The following is a 23243-nucleotide window of genomic DNA, read 5'->3' as shown; positions in this document are numbered from 1 at the left end:
CGGTCGTCACCGGGTTCCGGGCAGCACTTCCCGTGCCTTTGTCCTGACCCCCTGGACGAGGACGTGCCAGGCGTTCGGATCGCCCTTCAGCAGTGCTTCGGTCATCGACTTGAGCTGGTCGAACGTCGCGTGCGGCGGGATGGGCGGCAGTTCCGGATCGCAGTGCACGTCCAGCACGACGGGGCGGTCGGCGGCGAGGACCGCGTCCCACGCGGCGCCCAGCTCGTCCGGGTCGTCCACGGTGATGCCCTCCAGCCCCACGAGCTTGGCGAACTCGGCATAGGGGACGTCGGGCAGGCTCTGCGACTCCTCGAACTTCGGGGCCCCGCCCATGGCCCGCAGTTCCCACGTGACCTGGTTGAGGTCGTGGTTGTCGAACACGCACACCACCAGCCGGGGGTCGCGCCACAGGTGGCGATAGCGGGAGATCGTCACCAGCTCCGCCATGCCGTTCATCTGCATCGCGCCATCACCGACCAGCGCCACCACGGGCCGCTCGGGATGGGCGAACTTCGCGCCGATCGCGTAGGGCACGCCGGAGCCCATCGTGGCGAGCCCGCCCGACAGGGAGGCGCGCATCCGGCCCCGCAGCCTCAGGTTGCGGGCGAACCAGTTCGTGGACGACCCGGAGTCCGCCGTGACCACCGCGTCCTCCGGAATCCGCTCCGACAACTCGTGCACCACCCGCATCGGGTTGATCGGGGAGGCGTCGAGCAGTGCCTGGTCGCGCACGGTGGTCCACCATCGCGCGACGTTGCGCTCGACGGTCTCCCGCCACGACCGGTCGGTCTTGCGCCGCAACAGCGGCAGCAACGCGCGCAGCGTCGCCTTGGCGTCGCCGAGGAGGTTGACCTCGGTCGGATACCGCATGCCCAGGACGCCACCGTCGATGTCGATCTGCACGGCTCGCGCCCGGTCGTAGTCGGGCAGGAACTGCGAGTAGGGCAGGTTGGAGCCGACGATCAGCAGCGTGTCGCAGTCACGCATCAACTCGTAGCTCGGGCGAGTGCCGAGCAAGCCGATCGAACCGGTCACGTACGGCAGGTCGTCCCCCAGCACGTCCTTGCCCAGCAACGCCTTCGCCACGCCCGCCCCGGTGACGTCGGCGACCCGCTCCACCTCCTCGGCGGCGTCTCGCGCGCCCTGCCCGACGAGGATGGCGACCCGGTCTCCGGCGTTCAGCACCTCCGCGGCGTGCGCGAGGTCGTCCTCGTGCGGCACCAGCGCCGCCCGCGGGACGCTCGGCGGGCTCGACGGCACCTGCTTGAACGCGTGTTCCGGCGCGCTGTAGGACTGTTCCTGCAGGTCCGCCGGAATGATCAGCGCGGTGGGGGCGCGGCGTGACAACGCGGTGCGAAACGCCCGGTCGAGGGCGTTGGGCAACTGCTCGGCGACGTTGACCTCCACCAGGTACTCCGACGCGACGTCCTTCAGCAGTGCCTGGAGGTCGAGCTCCTGCTGGTAACTGCCGCCCATCGCGCTGCGCGCGGTCTGTCCGACCACGGCGACGACGGGCACGTGGTCGAGTTTCGCGTCGTACAACCCGTTGAGGAGGTGCACGGCTCCCGGACCGGACGTCGCCAGGCACACTCCCGCGTTGCCACTGAACTTCGCATACCCCACGGCCTGGAAGGCCGACATCTCCTCGTGGCGCGACTGCACGAACCGTGGTCGGTTGTCCGCCTTCCCGAACGCGGCGACAATGCCGTTGATGCCATCGCCGGGATACCCGAAGACCTGGGCCACGCCCCATTCCCGCAGTCGTCGCAGCAGGTAGTCGCCAACCGTCTCGGCCATCGGTGTACCTCCTCGCTCCCCGCCGCGCCTCCGGGACGGGAAGAGTCGTCCGAGCAGACGGCTACCCGGCCGGGTGCTTCTCAACCACGTCGAGAGACGACCGCGGTCGCCGAGACACCACGAGGCGACTCCGCCCGTACGGGACGGAGCCGCCTACGAAAGAAGCGAAGACGTCGCCCGGTCTAGGGGCAGTTGGTCTTACGCTGCAGGTTGGTCTTGCCCCAGTAGACGGGGCTGCCGTCACGGAACTTCACCTTCTGCACCGCTCCGTTGAGCTTCTGCTCGTAGTGCAGGTGCGGTCCGGTGGAGCCACCGGTGCTGCCGACCCGGCCGATCATCGTCTTCTCGGTGACCTTCTGGCCGACGGAGACGTCCTGCGAGCTCAGGTGCGCGTAGAGCGTCTGCCAGCCGCTTCCGTGGTCGATCACGATGTAACGGCCGTAGGAGGTGCTGCCCGTGTTGGCGACCTTGGACACGGTGCCGGGGGCCGAGGCGTAGACCTTCCAGCCGTTGTCCTCGGGGTAGTGGTTGAAGTCGACGGCGTTGGCCGGGCTGTGGTTGGTACGGGTGCCCGCCTCCCATGTCTCACCACACGGGAAGGGCAGCCAGAACTGACCCGCCGAGCCGGGGTTGAACTGGTGCGAGGCGTTGTTGTTCTTCAGCGTCGAGTTCAGGTTGCCCTTCGCGCCCGGCGCGAAGTCCTGGTACGCGCCGCCGTAGTTGGAGTTGTAGTAGACCCGCACCGTGACGTTACTGCGGTTCCACACCGACGCGGCGTTGTTCTTGATGCACAGCCCCTGGCCGTTGCCCGAGCCCTTGAACTCGTAGCAGCTGGGTTGCGTGGTCCCGTAATTGGCCAGCGAGCTCGTGAAATCCGAGACCGAACCCTGATTGTTGCTGTTGTAGTAGTAACAGAACTCGCCGCTTTCGCAGACGCCGTTTCGGGCAGCGGCGGAGGCCGGTGCCGTGGAGGCCATCGTGAGTCCCGCGGTGGTAAGAGCCACCGCGGCGACTGCGACGACGGACTTCTTCCAGTTCGCCAGTCTTGCCATCTCGACTCCTATCTGGTGCGAGTGGTTTATACAACCACAGGGAAGCCGAGGTGGTACGGCGATTTGAAGCCTTTAGCGAACTGTTGACTCCACGATTGGCCGTGACGAAATTGGTGTTTTTCGGAACGGTTCCGGCCGGACACCGTCGAAGCCGCACCGGACGCCGACGCGGCTTCGACGGAGGTATCCGAGCCTCACTCCTTCTTGAGCTTGTCCTGGGTCGCTCCGGCCACCTTCTCCATGGTGTTGGGCAGCTCCGTGGTGCCGTAGAACCGCGAGTCCGGGTGGGTCGGCGGCGGGAGCGGCGCGTTGGTCGTGGGGCCCTCGTGGTAGCTGAACTCACCGTGGCCGTCGGGAGTCGGCCCCGAAGCCCACCGACCTTCCGAGGCGTGCCGGCCGTCGCTGAAGTTCAGGTACTGGTACGCGACGTCCCGATGTTCCTTGTTCAACGGGAAGTTACTGGGCACCGGCAGTTGCTCGGCGCCTTCCTCACGCAACTCCGCCGCCGCGGCGATCCACTGGTTCTGGTGCATGGTGTCCCGCGCCAACAGGAAGGCCAGCATGTCACGCACACCGTGGTCGTCCGTCATGTGGTAGAGGCGGGCGACCTGAACCCGGCCCTGCATCTCGGCGTTGGCGTTCGAGGTGAAGTCCGCCAGCAGGTTCCCGCTCGCGGTGACGTAGGCGCCCTGCCACGGATTGCCCATGCTGTCGACGGGACGGGCGCCCGCGCCCGCCACGATGGCGTGCTGGAGGTCCGTGCCACCGATGACCGCGGCCACGGCGGGGTCCGACTGGACGGCTTCCTCGGTGATGCCCACGGGTGCTTTCTCCAGCAGCTGGGCGATCATGGTGGCGAGCATCTCGACGTGCCCGAACTCCTCGGCGCCGATGCCGAACAACAGATCCCGGTACTTGCCGGGAACGTGGCTGTTCCAGCCCTGGAACATGTACTGCATCGCCACCGTGATTTCCCCGTACTGGCCGCCCAGTACCTCTTGCAGCTTCCGCGCGAAGACCGCGTCGGGTTGGTCCGGGGTCGCCTTGTACTGCAGTTCCTGCCGGTGAAAGAACATCGGGGGGGGGGATCCTCTCCTCTGGTTTTCCGCTGGGCACCGCTCCCCGGTGAGGCAGTTGGGGTCATTCCCTCGGGGAACGCGCCTAAACCGGCTCTCTCCGTTCGCCGCCTCCGGTGACCACGCCCACCGGAGGCGGCGTGTTCCTCCCGGCGGACTCGGCATGACCTGGGGAGATGTCCGAACGTGACGACGGCTGAGCGGAAGGGAGCGGCGCGTACTCACCAGGGGGCTGGCTGGGGCGTCCGGGCGTGCCTCATACTGGGCGGGCGAGGGGAGTACTTCCTAGAGCCGACCCGGTCAGTACGGACATCCCGTGATGTCCTCGGGCGGCTGCCGGTGGCGGTGAAGGAGACCTCGAACAGGAGTCCTGTTCGAGGAGGTTCGTGTGCTCGATGCCGCCCCCGCCACCGCGTCGGAGTCGATCGGGTCCCCACTGCTGTGGTCGCTCAGTCTTGCCGTCCTGGCCGGGCTGTTGGTCATGGATTTCGTCGTCACGCGCCGCCCGCACGAGGTGAGGCTCGGTGAAGCGGTCGGTTGGTCGGTGTTCTACCTCGTCCTGCCGGTGTTGTTCGGGGTGTGGTTGTGGATCGATTACGGCGGCGCGCAGTCACTGGAGTTCTTCACCGGATACCTGGTGGAGAAGTCGTTGTCGGTGGACAACCTGTTCGTGTTCATGCTCCTGCTGAGCGCGTTCGCGGTCCCGGAGGAACTGCACCAGCGGGCGCTGCTGCTGGGCATCGTCGGCGCCTTGGTGCTGCGGGGCGCGTTCATCGCGCTGGGGGCGGCGATCCTGCAGGCGGGCACGTGGGCATTCCTGTTGTTCGGCGCGGTTCTGGTCGTCACCGCGGGGAAGATCCTTCACGACGAGGTGCGCGGCGGGGACCGGGAGGAGATGGAGGTCTCCGAGCTGCGCTCGGTGCGGCTGCTGCGGAAGCTGATGCCGGTCACCGACGACTACCGGGGCAGCAGGCTCACCGTCCGGGAAGGTGGGCGGCGCATGCTCACGCCGTTCACCGTGGTGATCGTGGCGATCTTCGCCACCGACGTGGTGTTCGCGGTCGACTCGGTCCCCGCCGTCTACGGCATCACCGAGGACCCGTACCTGGTCTTCACCACCAACGCCTTCGCGTTGCTGGGACTGCGGGCGCTGTACTTCGTGCTGCGCACGACGCTGCGCAAGCTGGCGCACCTCAACTACGGTCTCGCCCTGATCCTGGCCCTAATCGGCGTCAAGCTGGTGCTGCACTGGGCCCACGGCATCTGGCCCGGCGTGCCGGAGATCCCCACCCCGGTGTCCTTGCTCGCCATCGTGGTCATCCTGGCGGTCGTGACGTTCACCAGCCTTCGGGCCCGTCGCCGGGAAGAACCGGAACCGACCCCTTGACCGCGATCCGGCGTGCTCATTCGGGATTGACCCCGGAGGAATCGTCCGTGGCGGCACCACCCGGCGCGGGACCGAGGCTGTGCCGGGGAGTCCCGGTGTCCACGGACGCCGGGGCCGCGGCGCCGTCGTCCTTCAATTCCACACCCGACCGGCCGAGCCGCCTGGCTCCGGCCACCAGGCGGTGGACGGTGGCGGCGGCCCGTTCGTAGCCGAGTCCGTCCGGCGGATGGATGTTCGACACGCAGTTGCGTTCGGCGTCGGTGCGGCCGGGACGCGGGTGATGGGTCAGGTAGATGCCGAGACTGTCGGCGACCGACAGGCCGGGGCGTTCCCCGATCACGACGAGCACCGTGGTCACGTCGAGCGCCGCGCCGAGATGGTCGCCGATCGCCACGCGGGCCTGGGTGGCGATGACCGGGGAGGCGATCGAGTACACCGGACCCAGTTCGGTCACCAACGCGGCCAACAGCGGCGCGCCGTGAATCGCGAGCGCCCGCGGCGACAGACCGTCGGCCAGCACGATCCCCACGTCCGCCCCGCTGGCGGACACCGCGGCGAGGTCGGCGGGCACCCGACCGAGGTCGGGGCGGCGCAGGTACTCCTGCCGATCACGGGCCCGGCTGCGCACGACGACGGGCGTGCCCACACCCACCGCGCGGACGTCGGCGGCCAGCGCGGCGACGTCGAGGGGCTGGTGGATGGCGTCGCGTGCGGCGGCGTGGTCGGCCCGGAACTCCAGCACCCGCCGCAGCGGAACGGCGTCACCGGTGCGCCCGAGACCGATCCGGGCGCGAGTGAGCCGCCGTAGCGCATGTCGGGGTTGTGGCGTTGGCGCGAACGGCTCTGCCGTTTACAGGTATCGGCAGACCTGGTCCGCGCTGCACGAGTCGGGGTCGGGCTGCGCGGCGTCGTGCCTGAGCTCGGCGATGGTGTCTCGGAGCGCTGTGAGCTGGGCGATCTGCTGCTCGATCTCGGCGAGGCGCGCGTCGAGGAGGTCGCGCACGTGCTCGCAGGGAGCAGCGCCGCCGTCGCGGATTTCGAGGATCTGGCGGATCTGGGCGAGGGTGAGGCCCGCGGCCTGGCCGCGGTGGACGAAGTCGATCCGGGCGGCCGTCTCGGGCGCGTAGTCGCGGTATCCGGACGGCGTGCGCTCGGCCGGGGGCAGCAGGCCCTGCTCCTCGTAGAACCGCAGCGTCTTCGCCGTCGTTCCCGCCCGCTCGGCGAGTTCCCCGATGCGCATCGCAGGCCCCCTGTTCTTTCGGCAGAAGCCCTCTTGACCTTCCCCTGCACTGGAAGGTCCAGTATGGCTGAGATAGACCGGAAGTCCAAGTATTGACAGGAGCTGCGATGCCCACGAAGTACGACCTCGCCATCATCGGATCGGGCGGCGGTGCGTTCGCCGCCGCGATCCGCGCGACCACGCTCGGCAAGTCGGTGGTGATGATCGAGCGCGGGACGCTCGGCGGCACCTGCGTGAACACCGGCTGCGTGCCGTCGAAGGCCCTGATCGCCGCGGCCGACGCATGGCACTCCGCGGCCGACGCCGCCGACCGGTTCCCGGGGATCGAGACGACGGCGGGGCCGGTGGACATGCCCGCCCTGATCGCCGGGAAGCAGGCGCTGGTCGAGTCGCTGCGGGGCGAGAAGTACGCCGACGTCGCCGACTCCTACGGGTGGGCCGTCCGCCGCGGGGACGCCGCGTTCGCCGGCACCCCCGACGCACCGGTCCTCCAGGTCGCCGAGGACGACGGCAGCACCGAGACGATCGAGGCCGCGCACTACCTGGTCGCGACTGGCTCTCGGCCGTGGGCCCCGCCGATCGACGGCCTGGACGAGACCGGGTACCTGACCTCGACCACGGCGATGGAGCTGACCGAACTCCCTGAGTCCCTGCTCGTGCTCGGCGGCGGCTACGTCGCCCTGGAGCAGGCGCAGCTGTTCGCCCGGCTCGGCTCCCAGGTCACCGTGCTGGCCCGGTCCCGGCTCGCGTCGAAGGAGGAGCCGGAGGTGTCCAGGACGCTGCAGGAGGTGTTCGCCGACGAGGGCATCCGGGTGGTCCGCCGCGCGCTGCCGACGCGGGTGTCCCGCGACGCCGCGACCGGGCAGGCCGTCGTCACCGCGGACGTCGCCGGCGGCCGGGAGGAGTTCCGCGCCGACCAGGTGCTCCTCGCCCTCGGACGACGACCGGCCACCGACGGGCTCGGCCTCGACGCGGTCGGGGTCAAGACCGGGGACCTCGGCGAGGTGGTCGTCTCCGACCGGATGCAGTCCTCCCACCCGCGGATCTGGGCCGCGGGCGACGTGACCGGCCACCCCGAATTCGTCTACGTCGCCGCCCAGCACGGCACCCTCGTCGCCGAGAACGCGTTCACCGACGCCGACCGGGCCGTGGACTACGCCCGGCTGCCGAGGGTCACGTTCACCGGCCCGGCGATCGGCGCGGTCGGGATGACCGAGAAGGACGTCGTCGCCGCCGGGATCCGCTGCGACTGCCGCGTCCTGCCCCTGCACCACGTGCCCCGCGCCCTGGTCAACCGCGACACCCGCGGCTTCGTCAAGATCGTCGTGGACGCCGACACGGGGAAGATCCTCGGCATCACCGCCGTCGCCAAGGACGCCGGCGAGCTCGCCGCCGCCGGGGTCCACGTGCTCGGCAAGACCGTCGCCGAGGTCGCCGACGCCTGGGCCCCCTACCTGACCATGGCCGAGGGCATCCGGATCGCCGCCAAGGCCTTCACCACCGATCCGTCGCTCCTGTCGTGCTGCGCGTGAACGCGCACGCAGACAATCGGGGGGAACGCTCAGCTGGGAGAGGAACAGACGATGAGCGGCGATAAGGGCCACGACTCGCATCGCGCGGGCGTGCTTGTCGGTGCTGGGACGGGCTTGCTCCTGTTGGCATGCTGCGCGCTTCCGCTGCTGATCTGCTGCGGCCTGCCTCTCCTCGCCGCGGGCGGAGCCCTTGCAGGTATCGGAGGTTTCCTCGGCAACCCTTGGCTCATCGGTGCCGGGATCGCAGTCGGGGTGGCCGTCACAGCGGCGATCGTCCTCCGGCGACTGCCGCGGCACCGACGTCGCTCGACCGGCGGCTGCGGCAATCGTTCGACTACTGACCGGGGTCAGTAGTTCGAGTGGCTCCAGTCATCGTCGCCAGCTCGGCCACGTCGGCATCCCGCGACCCTTCCAGGTCTCCACGAGACCAACAACCCAGCGGACGGACGCGAAGACCCCGTAGCCGGCCGCCGCGAGGCCCACGGCGATCACGAGCCAGCGCCCGATCCCGAGCCACACGCTACCGTCCACGTCCAGCGCCCACTGAGCGCCGGTGATGAGCCCGGCGATGCCCATCCAGAGCCCAGCGATGACGACCACCACCGGCAGGAGCGCGAGGCACATCGCGGCGGCGGCCGACCACAGCTGCCGGGCCTCCAGCTTCGCGGTGGCGGCGATGATCCGCTCGGCCCGTTCGTTCGACGCGTCGAGGTTCGCGGTCATCGTGGTCGAAGCCTCTCCGGTGACCTGCTCGACGGCCTTCTGGACCCGCTCCTCGGTGTGCTTCTCGATCCGCTGCACCGCCCAGCCGACCTGTCTGACGAGCTTCTGGTTCGCCGCGGCCTGCGCCTTGAGCCCCTCAATCGCCGATGCCGTAGCCACGTGGTTCCTCTGCGCCTCCGCGACCAAGCTCTGCGACGCGGCGTTTAAGCTCTCGCCGTTGAGACTCTGCGCGAACTCGCCGAGCGTGCTCGCGATCTCGTTCTGCCTGCTCTCGATACTCGCGATCCTCGCGGACACGTCGCTGGAGGGCGAGGAGGTTGACGCCGGGGCCGTGATCCGCTCCAGCCGCCTCGTCGTCTCCTCGTCCATGACCTTCACGAACCCCGCGAGCTTCTTCTGCTGCTCGGCCAGCCGGTCGAGCCTCGCGTTCTGCGCCTCGACGGCGGCGAGGATCGAGGTCAACGCCTCCATCGTCTCCGGACTGTCGAGCTGCTGCTGCGATCCGCTCTGCGCGTTCTGCTGCTTCAGCCTGTCGAGCGCTGCGCTCATGTTCCTGCTCCTCCTGCTGCTGGTGGTAGTCGAAGAACGCCCGCGCGCCCTCCGGGGTGAAATCTGTCGAGAGCGCACTCGTGCGCTTGCGTCGCTCGGCACGCCCGGACTCGCCGCGGCGGTCCTCGATGTAGAGCGTCCACGTCTCCTTGCCGACGTTCTTCCCTCGCTTGCTGATGGCGGTGTGGAGGCGCATCCGCGGCACCCGCTCCCCGTCATCGCCGAGCTGCTGGTTCTGCTCCTCGATCACCGCTTCGAGACCGGCCTTGTCCACCGCACGGGGATCAGCCAGGGCGGCGCTCATCCGGTCGCCCATCTCGCGGTCGAGCCCGCCCTCGGCGAAGTCCTCGCGGCGCAGCTCCCAGTCCTTCGGTGCGTGCTCCAGACGCTTCACGACCGAGAGACCGTGCTCGCGCATGAGTTCGTCGTTCGCTGACTGAACGCCCCGCTGGTTCCCGGCCTTGCGGTCGTGGAACGTGCGGTAGTCGCTGAGCGCTCTTCCCGTCCGATTGCTGTGGTTGATGACCAAGATGTGGTTGTGCGGCTTCTTCCCGCGTCCGTCCACATGACTGACCACGAGGCAGTCGGAATCTGGGTGCATCTTCTTCGCGAGTTGATAGCCCAGATCGTTCACCCGCTGCACGTCCTCCGGATTCTTCGGGTCGAACTCCTCGTCGCTGAACGACTGCCTGTAGTGCAGCGCCTCGACGTCGCGCTTCGTGTTCTGGGTGAGCGCGCGGGCGCGCGCCGAGAACGCGCCGGGGCCTCCCGGCACGTCGCACGTGATCGCGACGCCGCGCTCGTCCTCCTTGCCCCGGATGTAGCGCTCGGTGTCGGCGGCGCTGGCGCTCGGACTGTAATGTGTCGTGCTCATGAGGCCGCCCGATCACCGAGCAGGGCGCGGATCTCGCGGAGCAGCTCGATCAGCTCGGGCACCTCCGCCGACAGCGACACCGGCTCACCCGCGCGAGCACGGCGGTCCAGGTCGTTGACGTTGATCGCGAGCGGGCGCACCTGGGCGGCCAGCTCCCGAGCATCAGCAGACGCCTGCACGCGCTCCTCGACCCCGAGCAGGTGCGCGGCCACGGCGGCGTCCAGCTCCTCGCTCCGAGATGCATGGAGCGCATCGCGCACGACGGTCCGCACCCACGTGCTCGGAGCCAGCCCGAGCCGCTTCGCACGAGTGCGAACCGCCCCGAGCGTGGCGTCATCGAAGCGCGTATCGAGCCGCCCGCCGCTGCCACGACGACGCTCCGCGCCGCCGTGACTCTGGCGCACAGCCTCCGCATCAGCCCGACCGGTGTTCACCCGGGAGTCGGCCTGCTGCTCCGCCTGTACGCCAGAGTGGCAAGCAGTAGGCGCGTCGGACATTTCGCTGGCGCTCATGTCCTCCTTGCCTGCTTGCGAGGGGGCTGCGCCCCCTTCGATCCCCTGGAAGTGCCCATCGAGTTCGGTGCTCATGCCGCACCTCCCGCGACCAGCAGACCGCCGTTCGCGCGGAGCCGCGCGACCTTCGCATCGAGCACCTTCTGCTTCGCCTCAGCGCGGCGCTGACGCTCATCCTCGGAGAGCGCCAGGCACTCATCCCCATGCCGCGCGTAGACGCCCGCCTGCGGAGTGGAACACGTGCAGAGCTGCAACTCACGGTTGTGCTCCTCCAGCTCGGCGAGCCGCCTGCGCTGCTGCTCCTCGACGACCTCACGGTCACACTTCGCCGCCTCTTCGGCGGCGGCGATCTCCTCAGCGCTCGGCTGGATCGGCTGGCCGACTCCAGCGAATTCCGCGAACAGTTCGTCCCCGTTGATCGCCTCCAGTTCGGGGCGCGCTATCCGGTCGTGCTGCTCCACGATCGGCGCGACCGTGCGCGCCTCGATCTCTCCGCGCACGCGCTCGCGCTCCGCGGTGTCCTTGATCGCCTTGCACCTGCGCGCCAGCAACTCCAGGTCCTGGCGCATGTGCTCGTACCGCTCATAACGCTGGTACTCGCGGGTGCCGTTGAGCACACCGGAGTTCACGAAGATCGAGAACTCGCGCTCGGCGACCGGGATGATCACCGGGAAGCGGCGGAACCCCTGCCCGAGGTTCTCCGCCTGGTGCTTGACCCGCACGCCGCCCTGCATCGACTCGTACTCGCCAGCCAAGCCGCGGAGGAACTCCTCGTAGCCCTCGGGACCCGTAACGATGTTCACCCGGTTGAGCAACTGAGTCTTCGATCCCTTGATGTTCACGATCGGCTTCTCGTCCGGCTCGCGCCACGGGCCGAGAATGCGGAAGAGCATCCCGCGGCTCTTGGCCGTGCGGATCATGTCACCGACGCGCGTGTCCTCCCAGATCACGACCGGCTCGCCGTCGTAGCCCTCCCACGAGACGTTCTCGCCGCCCACCTTGAAGTACGGCTTGTCCGCATCCGGGGCCAGAGCGCGAGCCAGCGCCTTCGCGAGCAGGTCCTTGCCCGTGCCGCCCTCGCCGAACACGTAGAAGTTCATGACCGACTCCGGTGCGTCCTGATACGCGAGGAAGTCGCCGCGCAGCTTCTGGAAGTGCGCCAGGTTGCCCTTCGCGAAGTAGATCGCGGGCTCCTGATCGCGGACCTGCTTCAGCGTCAGCGAGCCCTTGCCCACGGCCTGGAAGAGCTTGCTGAGCTTCGCCCTGCCTCCGCCCTCAGCGGCGTTGCGGCGCATCGCCATGTGCGCGTCCAGCTCCCGCCCGAAATCGAAGTTCGCGACGATCCGGCCCCGGCCGTACTGGTACTTGCCAGGCATGCCCTCCTGCGTCTTGTCCACGAGGTAGTGCCGCTCCGGCTGGTGGATGCCCGGGATGGCGTTCTTCCCCCGCGACTCATGCGGCAGGTACTCAGCGAGATCGAAGAACGCCTTCTCTGCCGCGCCGCGGCCCTTGTGCTCGGTGCCTTCCTGCTCGGCAGTCTCTTTTGGCGGCTTCACGCGAGCCGAGGGGATCGAGAAGGCGTCGGAGACGGTGCGGATCGTAGGACGCGGACCATCAGCATCAGCGACCCACAACACCATGTGAGCGTGCAGGCCCTTGATCCCGCAGCACACCGTCTCGCCTGTACCCTCGTCCACCTCGACCAGGCGGTCATACGGGTGCCACACGTAGGCCCAGCGGTGGAGGCGATCGCCCAGCGCCGCGAGGCCCTCGTCGATCTGCTCCTGCGTGAGCATGACCTCGCCGGTCTCCGGGTGCTCGCGGTACTGCATCACCGAGAACACGCGTGACTGCATACGGGCGCGCTTCGCCTGCTCCGGGCTCTCCGCCGTCTTCGCGGCGGCGAAGAACGCCTTCGCCTCGGCGACCTGCGCAGGCGTGGACTCGACGACGAACGGTTCGACCTCGTCACCGGGATCGGCCCCCGGCACGTCCAGCTCGGCGAAGTCCACGCTTGCACCCGAGGTAGGCGCCGGTGCAGCCGTTTCCGAAACGGATGCGCGGCCACCCAAGGAGGGCCGCGCATGCAGAGCGGCGACAGTTCCCTGGTCAGAGCTGAGATCGGCGGGAATCTCGGACTCGCCGGAATCGGTCGGTGCAGCCGTATAGCCGTTTCCGGCAAAATCGTCCCCGACGGGGAGAGCCCGGTTCCCGTCGCTCGGAACGGCACCGGGCACCCCGCCTTCGGCGGGTGCCAGACCAGGCCCTCCGGGCGGGGTCAGGTCGACGGGATCGGTGCTGAGGTTGCGGGCGTCGGGGTGCATCAGCGACCACCGCCCTTGCGGTAACGCTTGATCACGGCCTGGTGCGTGACGCCGAGGGCGTCGCCGATCCTGGCCCACGTCACGCCCTCGGCGCGGGCGTCGGCGACGGCGATCTCGACGGCCTCTTCCAGCACGGAGCGGAGCACGCCGAGGTCGTAGAGCCGTGCCTCCATGTTGGCGAGGGAGGGGTCGCCCTGACGCCAGCGGAAGCCGGTCAGGTGATCGAAGGCGGCGGAGTTCGCGCTCATCAGCGATCACCGCCCATCATGGCGGCGACGGTGGCGCGCTGGCGCGGGTTCAGCGGAGTATGAGTCAACCGCTCACCAGCCACGCGACCCGCAGCGCGGGCGGCGGCGATGACGGGCGCGAGGCCCTCATCGCGGGCAGGGAGCCCCTGCCCCTGCTCGAGGTCAGGCGGAAGGCTCGTGAAAGTGCGGGTGTCCGTCGAGGACATAGAAAACTCCCGAAGATCGTTCTTCGGGAGTTCCAAGAGCCCTCACTCTTGGCGACCTCTCGGTCGGAGCTTCGACGGTGGCCCGCCCGTCGGGGATTGCTTTCGTTTCACCGGGGGTGTCTCACCCTCGCTCACGCGAGGTTCACTCCGTTTGCCAGCCCGGGGACATGCCACTTCGCTGCCCCCGCGGACCACGAAGCGCTGTCCATTCGCCTCTGCAACGATTCTCCCATGACTCGACTCACCATTGCAATGACGAGTCGAATCATGAGTCAATCGCGACGCGGCTCGATCCGGATGAGGTCGGGATCGAACCGCACGTGACCGGGCCGGATCGGCGCGACGGTCACCGTCACCAGCTCGTCCACGAGCATCCGGCGACGGTCCACATCCAGCGCCTTCCACTTCGACTCGACCATCTCCCGGCGCTCCACGGTTCCGACCAGCTCGTCCACGTCCGCGAGCAGCTTCACCGCCGCCGACACCGAGCGGTCGAGCAGCTCCGCGTCGATCTCGTCGATGCGGGCCTTCACGTCATTGATCGCCGCCGTGATCTCAAGGACCGGCTGATGGATGTCGCGCAGCAGCGGGCTCAGTTCCTTCACGCGCTCGACCAGCGCGTTCCGCTCGGTCAGCAGCTCCTCGCGGTCCGGCCTACCGTCCTCCTGCGGCATCACCAGGTCGTGCACGTCCACCGAGGACAGGCGGGTGAGCACCGCCTCGGTGACCATCGCATCGACGGGCTCGCGCTGGCGCGTGAGGTGGAAGTGCTCTCCACAGCGATACGTCGGCTGCTTGCGGCTGTTCGTCCCCGAGACAAGCGTCGCCCCGCACTTTCCGCACAGGCCGATCCCGGAGAGTAGGTACTTCGGCTGGTTCCCCTGCCTCGCCGACCTCCGCACGTTGTCCTCCAGCTTCGCAACCGCGGCCCGCCACGTCTGCTCGCTCACAATTGGCGGGAACACCTCGCCCTGCACGGGGTACAGCTCGCCCGACGCGTAGTGCTTGATGTAGCCAGCGTAGAGCGGGTTCGCCAGCAGGTACCTCACGGCATCGACTGAGAACTCCGACCCGCGCGCGGTGAGGTGACCGGCGCTGTTCAGGTCCTCGCGGATGCGTCGGATCGACAGCGACGGCTCGCCGAGGAACGCGTCGAAGGCTCGCCGCACGGCCTCGGCCTCCTCGGGGATCAACTCGCCATCGCGCGTCCAGCCGAACGCCTTCCAGGCCGACGTGGGGATGCCTTCTGTACGTCGGCGCTCGTTCGATCTGATCTGGCGCTCTGCCTTGCGCCGGGCTTCGAACCGGGCGAGGGCGGCGAGCATCGTCGCCCGGAACTCGCCGTCCGCCGTCGAGAGGTCGATCTCGCCGTCCACGGTGACGACGCGCAGACCGAGGTCGATCAGTGTGTTGAGATCCTTGGTGCTGCGCAGGAGGCGGTCCATGTCCACGGCGACGACCATCGAGAACCGGCCTGCTCGGGCGTCGTCCAGCATCTCTGCCCACCGGGTGCCAGCGCGGCGCTTCTTCGTCGCCGACACCGCGTTGTCCTCGTAGACCTCGACCACGTTCCAGTCCTTGGCCTCGGCCAGCGCCTTGATCTTCCTCAGCTGGGTATCGACCGTCCAGCGGTCGCCCTTGCGGTCCATGGAGGCGCGGACGTAGGCCGCCACCTCGTTCGTCTTCCTCAGCGCTACCAGTTCGACCATGCAACCAAGCTTACGTGGACCAGTGTTGCAACCCCGATATGCGCTAGCGGACGCCACGCGTCCACGGCCGCCGATCGTTCGTCCCGGCCGAGCTCGGAGCCACTCACAGCCCGCTCACCAACTCCCGCAGGGGCGAGGTGTCCAACGCGGTGGGAAGCACCCTGCCGCGATCGTCGGCCAGCTCCAGGTCCCGCAACCATCGCTCGAACTCGGGTGCGGGACGCAGCCCCAGCAACCGGCGGGCGTAGAGGACGTCGTGGAAGGCCAGGCTCTGGTACCCCAGCATCACGTCGTCGGCGCCGGGCACGGTGATGACGAACGCGCAGCCCGCGGCGGCCAGCAGCGTCAACAGGACGTCCATGTCGTCCTGGTCGGCGACGGCGTGGTTGGTGTAGCAGACGTCCACCCCCATGGGCAGCCCCAGCAGGGCGCCACAGAACCGGTCCTCCAGCCCGGCCCGGATGATCTGCTTGGCGTCGTAGAGGTATTCCGGTCCGATGAACCCCACGACGGTGTTCACCAACAGCGGTTCGAAGGCGCGGGCGACCGCGTAGGTGCGCGCCTCCAACGTCTGCTGGTCGACGGGCCTGCCACCGGTCCCGAGATGGGCTCCCGCGGACAGGGCCGAGCCCTGCCCGGTCTCGAAGTACATGACGTTGTCGCCGACCGTGCCACGCCTCAGCGACCGGCCCGCGTCGTGGGCCTCGGCCAACAAGGACAGCGAGACCCCGAAGCTGCGGTTGGCGGCCTCGGTCCCGGCGATCGACTGAAAGACCAGATCCACCGGGGCCCCCTCGGCGATCAGATCGAGCGTGGTGGTGACGTGCGTCAGCACGCAGGACTGCGTGGGAATCCGGTACCGCTCGCGGATCTCGTCGAGCAGGCGCAGCAGGTCCGCCGTGCGACGGGGATCGTCGCCGGCCGGGTTGACCCCGATGACCGCGTCACCACACCCCAACAGCAGACCGTCGAGAACGGCGGCGGCCACACCACCCGGATCGTCGGTCGGGTGGTTCGGTTGCAGCCGCGTGCTCAACCGGCCCGGAAGTCCGATGGTGGTGCGAAACGCCGACGTGTGGGTGACGGCGCGGGACACGGCGATGAGGTCCTGGTTGCGCATCACCTTGGAGACCGCGGCGACCATCTCCGGTGTCAGGCCGGGCGCGAGCGCCGAGAGCTGGGCGTCTCCGTCGTCGCGGGCGGCGGTGGCGAGCAGCCAGTCCCGGAACCCGCCCACCGTCAGATGCGACACGGGCTGGAACGCCGCGGCGTCGTGGGTGTCGATGATCAACCGGGTGACCTCGTCCTCTTCGTAGGGGACCACGGGGTGGTCGAGGAAATCGGTCAACGGAATGTCCGCGAGCACCCATTGCGCGGCGGCGCGCTCGCGGTCCGACTCCGCGGCGCACCCGGCGAGTTCGTCGCCCGAGCGCGAGGGCGTGGCCTTCGCCATCACCTCGACCAGGCTGGAGAACGTGTGGGTGACTCCGCGGACCTGTTGTCTGTACACGCCATCTCGCTCCCCGGACACGGACGGACGTCGAATCTCATATGGTACGTCAGCCGGGCCGGTTCGACACCGCGGGAAAACGGCGGTACCGCCTAGGCGGACGTGGCATCGGACGACGCGGGACCAGCCTCCGCGTGGGAGCGGGTGAGGGGATGGAACAACAGGTGCAGGCCGCCGTCGGAGAACACACGCCGCACTCCGATGCGGTACACGGGTTCGAGGACCTCCGGACGCAGTACCTCGTCCGGAGCCCCGGCCGCGCGTACCTCGCCGTGGTCGAGCAGCACCAGCTCGTCGCAGTAACGGGCGGCGAGGTTGAGGTCGTGGAGCACGACCACGGTGGTCACCGCGAGAGTGCGGACGAGTTGGAGCACCTCGTGCTGGTACCGGATGTCGAGGTGGTTGGTGGGTTCGTCCAGCAGCAGGTGATCGGCCCGCTGCGCGAGCGCTCGCGCGATGAGCACCCGCTGTTTCTCACCCCCCGACAATTCTCCGAAGACACGGTCGGCCAGGTGCCGGGCACCGACTCTGCGCAGAGCGCTCGCGGCGATCTCGTGGTCCGCCGCCGAATAGCGTTGGAAGGCCGTCAGGTGCACGGACCGTCCCAACAGGACTGTCTCGGCCACGGTCAGGGGGACTTCGGTGGACTGCTCCTGCGCGACGACGGCGAGACGCCGAGCCCGTTGCCGCGGGGGCAGGGCGCTCAGCGGGTCCTCGTCGAGACTGACGAGTCCCGAGCGAGGGGTGAGCGCGGCGTGAAGGGTGCGCAGCAGGGTGGTCTTGCCACTGCCGTTCGGGCCGATCAACCCCGTGATCCGGCCGGGGCGGGCCGTCAGACGCACCGTGTCGAGCACGAGCGCGCCGTCGTAGGCGAAGGACACGTCGTGAGCGGTGATCATGATCCGGTGCCGAACCTGTGGTGGATACGCTCCAGCCCGTCCACCGCCAGTGGCGTGGGGGGCTCGGTGAAGTTGAACAGCTGGACGAGGACGGCGTCGTCCCGCACCGCCTTGAGCGCGTCGGCACCGGGCAGGTCGGTGACCGCGGCCTTGACGGCCTCGGGGGCGCCGTCGCTGTGGAGCAGCACCAGGACGTCCGGGTTCCTGTCGACGAGGTCTTCCAGCGTCACCTCGAAGACCCGGTCGTCGACGTCGCCGTAGACGTTGGTGAATCCGGCGGTCTCCAACTGCGGGTGCGCCATGCTCTCGTTGCCGTAGGCGTAGACGGTGCCGCCCCCCACCGTCGGATACAGCACCGCCGCGGTCCGCCGGGGCGAGCCCGCCACGGCCTTCGCGACGTCCGAGACCCGCTTCCGCAACGACGCCACCAGCTCCGTCGCGGCCGCCCGCCGGTCGAAGATCCGGCCGTAGGTGGTGACCAGGTCGTAGACGTCGTCGAACGTGGTGGTCTCCACTCCCGACGGACACAGGGTGGGATGTACCAGTGCCGTGATGCCCACGTCGGCGAGTCCCTCGCGGGAGACGCCGTCGGGCAGCCCGAGAACCAGGTCGGGCCCCTGCTCGATGATCGTCTCCGCGGAGATTCGCAGGTGTCCGCTCGCGTCCAGGTCTTCGCCGAGGGACGGGATCTCCCGGAGGGCAGCGTTGGTCTCGTCGTCGTAGTACTCGGGCGGGAACGCTCCCGCGCGCACCACCACCGAGTCCAGCACCCCGAGCGCGCTCAGGATCGACACCGACGCGCTCTCCAGCAGGGCGACCCGTTGGGGAGGCGCGGCGAAGGTGACCTCGACCCCGCAGTTGGTGAGGGAGACCGGATAGTGCCCCGACCTCGGTGCGGAGGCGTGTTCGGTGGTCGTCGACGTGCCGCACGCGGCCGTCAGGAACGTCAACGTCAGAACGGTTGCGAGGGAGGTGGGACGGGCGAGCTTGCGGCGCATGCGGTCGTCCTCCGGGCTCGGGTGAGAGGTCTCAGGGGCTCGTGTGGTGGAAGCGACGGACGAGGAGGAGCAGGAACGGGGCGCCCACGATGGCGGTGACGATGCCGAGAGGGAGTTCGCGGGGGGACAACGACACCCGCGCCACGACGTCGGCCCAGACGAGGAATCCGGCACCGACGAGTGCGGCCACGGGAACGGCCCGGCCGTGTGCCGCCCCGACGAGACGCCGCGCGAGGTGGGGGATCACCAACCCCACGAAGCCGATTCCGCCGGAGGCGGCCACGACGGCGCCCACGCAGAGCGAGACCACGGCGAGGAGCCGGACCCGTAACCGGGTCGGGGAGACTCCCAGCGCATGTGCCGTCTCGTCGCCGATCGCGAGGGCGTCGAGGTGTCGGCTCCACAGGGCCAACGTGACCACGGTGGCGCAGACGACCACCAGCACGACCGTCAGCGGTACCCCCCACCGCGCGAGGCCGAGGGAACCCAGAAGCCAGAACAGCACGGAGCGCGAGCCCTCGGCGGAGTCGGAGGCGAAGATCAGGAATCCGGTGGCCGCGTAGAGCGCGTAGCCGACGGCGACCCCGGCCATCAGCAGGCGCAGCGAGGTGATCCGCCCACTGGCCCGTGCGAGGGCGAAGACGGCCAGGGAGGCGGCGAGCGCGCCGAGGAACGCGCTCGCGGGCAGGGCGTTGCCTCCCAGCCCCGCCCCGAATCCGAAGAGGATGGCCCCGGCCGCACCGGTCGACGCCCCGGAGGTGATGCCGAGCAGGTAGGGGTCGGCGAGCAGGTTGCGCACCATCGCCTGCAGGGCGACACCGCACACCGCGAGCGCGGCCCCGACCGCGGCACCGAGGAGCACGCGGGGCAGCCGAACCTGCCAGACGATGGCGTCCAGGGGCGCGCTCCAGTCCGGCGTCGCGGGCACACCGAGCGTGTGATGACCGACGACCCGGACCACGGTGGCCGGTGACAGCCCGACCGCCCCGATGCAGACCGCGAGAACGATCGTGGCGGCCAGGGCCGCGACGAGTCCCCCGATCCAGAACAGACCATGGCGTCGCCGAGCGCTCCGGCCGAGATCGTCGGGTGGGGGGCGGTCGAGAGTGGAGGTTCGCGGGGCCGTGGCCACGAGTCGTCACCTCCCATCGAGGTGGAGGCGAAGAGTGATTAATAAATGACGGTGAGTAAGACATGGTCGCAGGTGCGACAAAGTCGCGTCAAGCGGCCACGAGGTCCCGCGCTCGGCTGTCGTCGGTGGTCAGCGAGCGGTGTCGCGACAGTCACGGCATCGCCCCGACAGGGCGACGCGGGCGGGATCGAGTTCGAATCCGTTCTCGCGGACGAGCCGTGCGGCCACGGGGCCGAGCAGATCGCCGGGGAGGTCGACGATCCGGCCGCATTCGTGGCATTTCGCGTGGAGGTGGCCGATCCGGGGTGGAGGCGGGGTGAGGTGGTAGGTGCTCGCTCCGTCGCCGATGCGAACGTGGGTCACCACGCCGAGTTCGGACAAGGTGTCCAGGGTCCGGTACACGGTGGCGCGGTGAATAGTCGGATGGCGTTCGTGCACTCGACGCCACAGCTCCTCCGCGCTCGGATGACCGCCGATACTGGCCAACACCTCGATGACCGCGCTACGGGCACCGGTGACTCGTTGCCCTCGGGCCCGCAGCAGGTCGAGCGCGGCGTCAACGGCCTCCTGCGGGCGCATTCCGAGCGCGCGGGCGTGAGCGGTCATGGGCTCCAGTCTCGCCTTGCGGGCCCGCACTCGGCCAGTGACCGATCGTCGGCAATGGGGGGCTTCCGGGTTCCGGTCGACGATTTTTCCCGGTCAGGCGGCGGATTTGAGCGAAGTGGTGGCCTTCTGGCCCCTCCGCTTCCGGCTCAGGGGCCCCAACATTGGATCGCACCGACGGTGACCATGTCGGGAGAGGGGGTTTCGGGGCGGTGAGTGAGCCGGTGGAGAGTCGGGCTCAAGCGATTCCGGGGACCGAGGATCCGGTGGTGGTGGACGTGCTGGGCGCCGAGGACCCGGCGATGACGGACATCCTCGGCGCCGACGACTCGGAGACGGTGGAGCCGGTGGACGCCGAGAACCCGATGACGGCGGACGCGCTGGGCGTGTGGGACGCGTACTTCGGCACACCGGTTCCGGGTGGCGTGAACTGGGACGCCTACAGCCACGAAGAGCTGTATCAGATGTTGTGGCAGGACGCCGACGTCGCCGATGTCAGCACCATCGCCGCGGAATGGGCCGCGCACCGCGAAGCACTGGTGAACCACGCCGAAGTGCTCCGCGAACAGCGAGCCGCGTTGCTGGCGAGTTGGGAGGGCTCGGGCGCGGAGGAAGCGGCGCGCAGACTCGACTCGCTCGCGAAGCGGGTGGAGGAGATCGCCGAGCTGGCCTCCGCGGGAGAGCTGGCGGCGGCCCGGGCGGCCGACGCGCTGGCCGCGGCGAGGGCGGCCATGCCGCCGCCACCCAGCAGCCCGGTCGCGCTCGCGGCCGACACCGGGACGGAAGCCTCGGTGAGTTCGTCCTCGGGCGCGCCGTCCGGGTCGGAGTCGTCTGGCACCCCCGTGGCGCTCGGTGGAGCGGGCGAACCCAGCGCCGGGGCCGACGTCCTGGCCGCACAAGGTGGAAGCGAGCTCGAGTTCTCGGTGCCGCCCAGCGCGCCGTCGACTCCGTCGACGTCCGAGACGACGAGTGATCCGGTCCTGGGCGTGGCCTTCTCGGGGGTGTACCTCGCCGATGTCAGCCTCTACGACGAAGCCGACGCCGCCGACCTGAGCAAGCAGGAGGCGATTCGCGTGATGCAGGCCTACGAGGCGACCCTGACGGATTCGAGTCAGATGCTCGGTCAGGCCCAGAACGTCGCGCAGTCGGCGCAGGCGACCACTCCGTCGACCTTGTCGACCACCACGTTGCCCAGCGGGATGAGCGGCGCCTCCGGGGAGACCACGGGCGGCACCCCGTCGTGGCAGAGCCTCGTCGGCTCCGGCGGGGGCGGTTCTCCGTCCAAGGGGCTCGCGGCGGGGGCCGCGGCGGGGCTCGGTGCGTTCGCCGGCGGCGTGGGACTCACGACGGGCGCGGGGGGAACCGGAGGAACCGGAGGTGTCAACCCCGTGAGAAACCTGTTGGCCAGAGGGATTCGAGTCGGTGCTCTGACAATGCCGGGCGGGTCCACCACGAGCGCCGCGCAGCTCGCCACCGAGTCGGCCACGGCGCGGTCGGCCGGGATGGGGGGAATGGCGCCACCCGGTGCGGGCACGCGAGGTAAGGCCGAGGACGAAGAACACGAGAACCGGATGCCGACGATCGATCACCGGCTGTTCCCGGTCGCGAAGCCGGACAGCGAGGTCGTGATCGGTCTTCCTCCGGAGGAGGACCTGTGAACGACGGCAAGGGACTCAAGGTCGAACTGGATTCGCTCGAACTGCCGATCACGACCCTGACCGAGTTGGGCGATCTGGCCGGCGAGTTGGTGAGCACCGCGAGCCGCTTGGCGGAACGAGTGCCGATGCTCGGTACCGCGCCGCCCGCCGTGCACCTGGCGATGCGGCTGCGTGAGGCGGCGGGCAGTTCCGGTCTGGAAGGAGCGATCAAAGCCGCGGAGCGTGAGCTCCGGGAGTACGGGGAGATGCTCGAACAGGCCAAACGGAAGTACCGGGAGCAGGAGGACCGCTCGGGCGAGGACCTGCACGCCAAGGGCGCTTCCGCCGACGGAGGTGCCATCGGCACGGCGGGACGGTCCTCATGACGGTCACGGCCGGCTCCGGGGTGCGGTTCAACCCGGTGGAACTGGACCTGCTCGCCACCTACGCGGGGACACGCTTTCCGTTCCCGCTCAAGGTGCCCTCGTTCGGCCGGATCGAGGACGAGCGCCGCGCGTTGCTGGCCGAGGCGGGGCGCGGTCTCGCCGAGAGAAACCTCGCCGGGGAGCACGGACCGCGGGGGGTCGCGGCGGAGTTGGTCACCGCGCTGCGTGAGCACCGAAGCGCGATCGACCTGGTCGTGGTCACCGGAGGCACGACGACCGGTTTCGTGGCCATGAGCTACGGCCCCCGCGCCGTGATATGCCGCCAGGAACTCGGAGGCGCCCCCGGACCGGTCAGCGTGGAGCGAATCGCCACGGACGCACTGTCCGACGCGATCGTCGCCCACATTCCCGAGGTCGAGGCCGCGTCCACGATGCCGATCACGTTGCCTCCCGGCGTCGTCGACGACGCCCTTCGGTTGCTCAACACGGCCGGAGTCGGGGATCCCCGAGAACGGGTGCGCGCGTTGGTTCGGGAACGCGGAGGTGACCCCGACGCCGTCGACACGCTCGTGGCTCTGCTGCCTTCGGTGGTGGGACGCGGTCAACTCGGGGTCGTCCGGCGTTCGGGCGGCGCGGTCGAACGCCCACTCGAAATGTCTTGGTTGGACGGTCCGCGAGGAAGAGTGAGAGTGAGCAAGGACGCCGACGGCTGGACGAGTATCAACCCCCTACGGCACGGCGAACTCGTCCGGGCCGTACGGGACGCGGCAGCGTCGGCACACCCCTGACATCGAGTTACCCGAAGACCACCACGAAGCTCACCGCTCGCCGGGAAGCGACGACCCGGTG

General features: G+C 69.3%; 20 protein-coding genes and 1 pseudogene. 5 read left to right on the top strand and 16 right to left on the bottom strand.

Annotated elements, in window-relative coordinates; translation table 11 throughout:
• Positions 1–6: 6 nt before the first annotated feature.
• The 3 genes from SACGLDRAFT_RS11405 to SACGLDRAFT_RS11395 form a co-directional block, all read right to left on the bottom strand.
• Entirely contained in the window at positions 7–1797 is a 1791-nt protein-coding gene (locus SACGLDRAFT_RS11405; RefSeq protein ID WP_005464734.1) for a thiamine pyrophosphate-requiring protein, read from the bottom strand.
• 182 nt (positions 1798–1979) lie between these two features.
• Positions 1980–2849: a peptidoglycan DD-metalloendopeptidase family protein gene (locus SACGLDRAFT_RS11400; protein ID WP_005464733.1), complete on the bottom strand. Its 870-nt coding sequence runs from the start codon at positions 2847–2849 to the stop codon at positions 1980–1982.
• 194 nt (positions 2850–3043) lie between these two features.
• The gene (locus SACGLDRAFT_RS11395) at positions 3044–3925 is read right to left on the bottom strand and encodes a manganese catalase family protein (protein WP_005464732.1); all 882 of its coding nucleotides are present in this window, start codon (positions 3923–3925) and stop codon (positions 3044–3046) included.
• A 388-nt stretch (positions 3926–4313) separates the two neighbouring features.
• Here SACGLDRAFT_RS11395 and SACGLDRAFT_RS11390 point away from each other — a divergent pair, with 388 nt between their 5' ends.
• Positions 4314–5312: a TerC/Alx family metal homeostasis membrane protein gene (locus SACGLDRAFT_RS11390; protein ID WP_005464731.1), complete on the top strand. Its 999-nt coding sequence runs from the start codon at positions 4314–4316 to the stop codon at positions 5310–5312.
• A gap of 16 nt (positions 5313–5328) precedes the next feature.
• On the opposite strand, the pseudogene eutC reads toward SACGLDRAFT_RS11390, so the two are convergent.
• Positions 5329–6126 (bottom strand): annotated as a pseudogene (eutC, locus tag SACGLDRAFT_RS11385) (ethanolamine ammonia-lyase subunit EutC); the annotation flags it as partial.
• Between the two features lie 36 nt (positions 6127–6162).
• Positions 6163–6552 (bottom strand): heavy metal-responsive transcriptional regulator, encoded by a 390-nt coding sequence (locus SACGLDRAFT_RS11380; RefSeq protein ID WP_005464729.1) that lies wholly within the window; start codon positions 6550–6552, stop codon positions 6163–6165.
• A gap of 107 nt (positions 6553–6659) precedes the next feature.
• Between SACGLDRAFT_RS11380 and merA the strand changes: the two genes are divergently transcribed.
• The gene (merA, locus tag SACGLDRAFT_RS11375) at positions 6660–8084 is read left to right on the top strand and encodes a mercury(II) reductase (protein WP_005464728.1); all 1425 of its coding nucleotides are present in this window, start codon (positions 6660–6662) and stop codon (positions 8082–8084) included.
• Between the two features lie 369 nt (positions 8085–8453).
• Here the strand turns inward: merA and SACGLDRAFT_RS21905 are convergent, their stop codons facing one another.
• From SACGLDRAFT_RS21905 to SACGLDRAFT_RS11310, 11 genes are all read right to left on the bottom strand, one after another.
• Positions 8454–8966, bottom strand: a complete 513-nt coding sequence (locus SACGLDRAFT_RS21905) for a hypothetical protein (RefSeq protein WP_232283954.1) — start codon at positions 8964–8966, stop codon at positions 8454–8456.
• The gene (locus SACGLDRAFT_RS21900; protein ID WP_083852950.1) at positions 8944–10230 is read right to left on the bottom strand and encodes a relaxase/mobilization nuclease domain-containing protein; all 1287 of its coding nucleotides are present in this window, start codon (positions 10228–10230) and stop codon (positions 8944–8946) included. The genes SACGLDRAFT_RS21905 and SACGLDRAFT_RS21900 overlap by 23 nt, the downstream gene beginning before the upstream one ends.
• Positions 10227–10817: a hypothetical protein gene (locus SACGLDRAFT_RS11360; protein ID WP_005464726.1), complete on the bottom strand. Its 591-nt coding sequence runs from the start codon at positions 10815–10817 to the stop codon at positions 10227–10229. The genes SACGLDRAFT_RS21900 and SACGLDRAFT_RS11360 overlap by 4 nt, the downstream gene beginning before the upstream one ends.
• Positions 10814–13066: an RNA helicase gene (locus SACGLDRAFT_RS11355; RefSeq protein WP_083852949.1), complete on the bottom strand. Its 2253-nt coding sequence runs from the start codon at positions 13064–13066 to the stop codon at positions 10814–10816. The genes SACGLDRAFT_RS11360 and SACGLDRAFT_RS11355 overlap by 4 nt, the downstream gene beginning before the upstream one ends.
• Complete coding sequence (locus tag SACGLDRAFT_RS11345; RefSeq protein WP_005464721.1) at positions 13066–13314, bottom strand: helix-turn-helix domain-containing protein; 249 nt, start codon at positions 13312–13314, stop codon at positions 13066–13068. Before SACGLDRAFT_RS11345 ends, SACGLDRAFT_RS11355 begins: the two co-directional genes overlap by 1 nt.
• Positions 13315–13792: 478 nt before the next feature.
• A complete protein-coding gene (locus SACGLDRAFT_RS11335) occupies positions 13793–15229 on the bottom strand; it encodes a recombinase family protein (protein WP_005464717.1) in 1437 nt (478 codons plus the stop codon).
• Between the two features lie 103 nt (positions 15230–15332).
• Positions 15333–16739: an ethanolamine ammonia-lyase subunit EutB gene (locus SACGLDRAFT_RS11330; protein WP_005464715.1), complete on the bottom strand. Its 1407-nt coding sequence runs from the start codon at positions 16737–16739 to the stop codon at positions 15333–15335.
• Between the two features lie 92 nt (positions 16740–16831).
• Positions 16832–17638 carry an ABC transporter ATP-binding protein gene (locus SACGLDRAFT_RS11325; protein ID WP_005464713.1) on the bottom strand — a complete coding sequence of 269 codons (807 nt, stop codon included), beginning with the start codon at positions 17636–17638 and terminating at the stop codon, positions 16832–16834.
• On the bottom strand, positions 17635–18636 hold the full coding sequence (locus SACGLDRAFT_RS11320; RefSeq protein ID WP_005464712.1) for an ABC transporter substrate-binding protein: 1002 nt from the start codon (positions 18634–18636) through the stop codon (positions 17635–17637). Before SACGLDRAFT_RS11320 ends, SACGLDRAFT_RS11325 begins: the two co-directional genes overlap by 4 nt.
• 31 nt (positions 18637–18667) lie before the next feature.
• On the bottom strand, positions 18668–19768 hold the full coding sequence (locus SACGLDRAFT_RS11315; RefSeq protein ID WP_005464710.1) for a FecCD family ABC transporter permease: 1101 nt from the start codon (positions 19766–19768) through the stop codon (positions 18668–18670).
• Between the two features lie 129 nt (positions 19769–19897).
• Entirely contained in the window at positions 19898–20374 is a 477-nt protein-coding gene (locus SACGLDRAFT_RS11310; RefSeq protein WP_005464709.1) for a Fur family transcriptional regulator, read from the bottom strand.
• 209 nt (positions 20375–20583) lie between these two features.
• On the opposite strand from SACGLDRAFT_RS11310, the gene SACGLDRAFT_RS11305 reads away from it, so the two are divergent.
• The 3 genes from SACGLDRAFT_RS11305 to SACGLDRAFT_RS11295 are packed head-to-tail and all read left to right on the top strand — an operon-like array spanning position 20584 to position 23182.
• Entirely contained in the window at positions 20584–22029 is a 1446-nt protein-coding gene (locus tag SACGLDRAFT_RS11305; RefSeq protein ID WP_005464707.1) for a hypothetical protein, read from the top strand.
• Positions 22026–22394: a hypothetical protein gene (locus SACGLDRAFT_RS11300; protein ID WP_005464705.1), complete on the top strand. Its 369-nt coding sequence runs from the start codon at positions 22026–22028 to the stop codon at positions 22392–22394. The genes SACGLDRAFT_RS11305 and SACGLDRAFT_RS11300 overlap by 4 nt, the downstream gene beginning before the upstream one ends.
• Positions 22391–23182, top strand: a complete 792-nt coding sequence (locus tag SACGLDRAFT_RS11295; protein WP_005464703.1) for an ESX secretion-associated protein EspG — start codon at positions 22391–22393, stop codon at positions 23180–23182. The genes SACGLDRAFT_RS11300 and SACGLDRAFT_RS11295 overlap by 4 nt, the downstream gene beginning before the upstream one ends.
• Positions 23183–23243: the final 61 nt, after the last annotated feature.

Source organism: Saccharomonospora glauca K62, from assembly GCF_000243395.2.
Lineage (GTDB): Bacteria > Actinomycetota > Actinomycetes > Mycobacteriales > Pseudonocardiaceae > Saccharomonospora > Saccharomonospora glauca.
Note: the sequence above shows the minus strand (reverse complement) of the source record. Positions and strands in the feature narration are given on the sequence as shown.

Excerpts from the sequence above, each read along its gene's own strand:
- SACGLDRAFT_RS11405 (WP_005464734.1), bottom strand. The coding sequence starts at position 1,797 with ATGGCCGAGACGGTTGGCGACTACCTGCTGCGACGACTGCGGGAATGG.
- SACGLDRAFT_RS11400 (WP_005464733.1), bottom strand. The coding sequence starts at position 2,849 with ATGGCAAGACTGGCGAACTGGAAGAAGTCCGTCGTCGCAGTCGCCGCG.
- SACGLDRAFT_RS11395 (WP_005464732.1), bottom strand. The coding sequence starts at position 3,925 with ATGTTCTTTCACCGGCAGGAACTGCAGTACAAGGCGACCCCGGACCAA.
- SACGLDRAFT_RS11380 (WP_005464729.1), bottom strand. The coding sequence starts at position 6,552 with ATGCGCATCGGGGAACTCGCCGAGCGGGCGGGAACGACGGCGAAGACG.
- merA (WP_005464728.1), top strand. The coding sequence starts at position 6,660 with ATGCCCACGAAGTACGACCTCGCCATCATCGGATCGGGCGGCGGTGCG.
- SACGLDRAFT_RS21900 (WP_083852950.1), bottom strand. The coding sequence starts at position 10,230 with ATGAGCACGACACATTACAGTCCGAGCGCCAGCGCCGCCGACACCGAG.
- SACGLDRAFT_RS11360 (WP_005464726.1), bottom strand. The coding sequence starts at position 10,817 with ATGAGCACCGAACTCGATGGGCACTTCCAGGGGATCGAAGGGGGCGCA.
- SACGLDRAFT_RS11355 (WP_083852949.1), bottom strand. The coding sequence starts at position 13,066 with ATGCACCCCGACGCCCGCAACCTCAGCACCGATCCCGTCGACCTGACC.
- SACGLDRAFT_RS11345 (WP_005464721.1), bottom strand. The coding sequence starts at position 13,314 with ATGAGCGCGAACTCCGCCGCCTTCGATCACCTGACCGGCTTCCGCTGG.
- SACGLDRAFT_RS11335 (WP_005464717.1), bottom strand. The coding sequence starts at position 15,229 with ATGGTCGAACTGGTAGCGCTGAGGAAGACGAACGAGGTGGCGGCCTAC.
- SACGLDRAFT_RS11325 (WP_005464713.1), bottom strand. The coding sequence starts at position 17,638 with ATGATCACCGCTCACGACGTGTCCTTCGCCTACGACGGCGCGCTCGTG.
- SACGLDRAFT_RS11320 (WP_005464712.1), bottom strand. The coding sequence starts at position 18,636 with ATGCGCCGCAAGCTCGCCCGTCCCACCTCCCTCGCAACCGTTCTGACG.
- SACGLDRAFT_RS11310 (WP_005464709.1), bottom strand. The coding sequence starts at position 20,374 with ATGACCGCTCACGCCCGCGCGCTCGGAATGCGCCCGCAGGAGGCCGTT.
- SACGLDRAFT_RS11295 (WP_005464703.1), top strand. The coding sequence starts at position 22,391 with ATGACGGTCACGGCCGGCTCCGGGGTGCGGTTCAACCCGGTGGAACTG.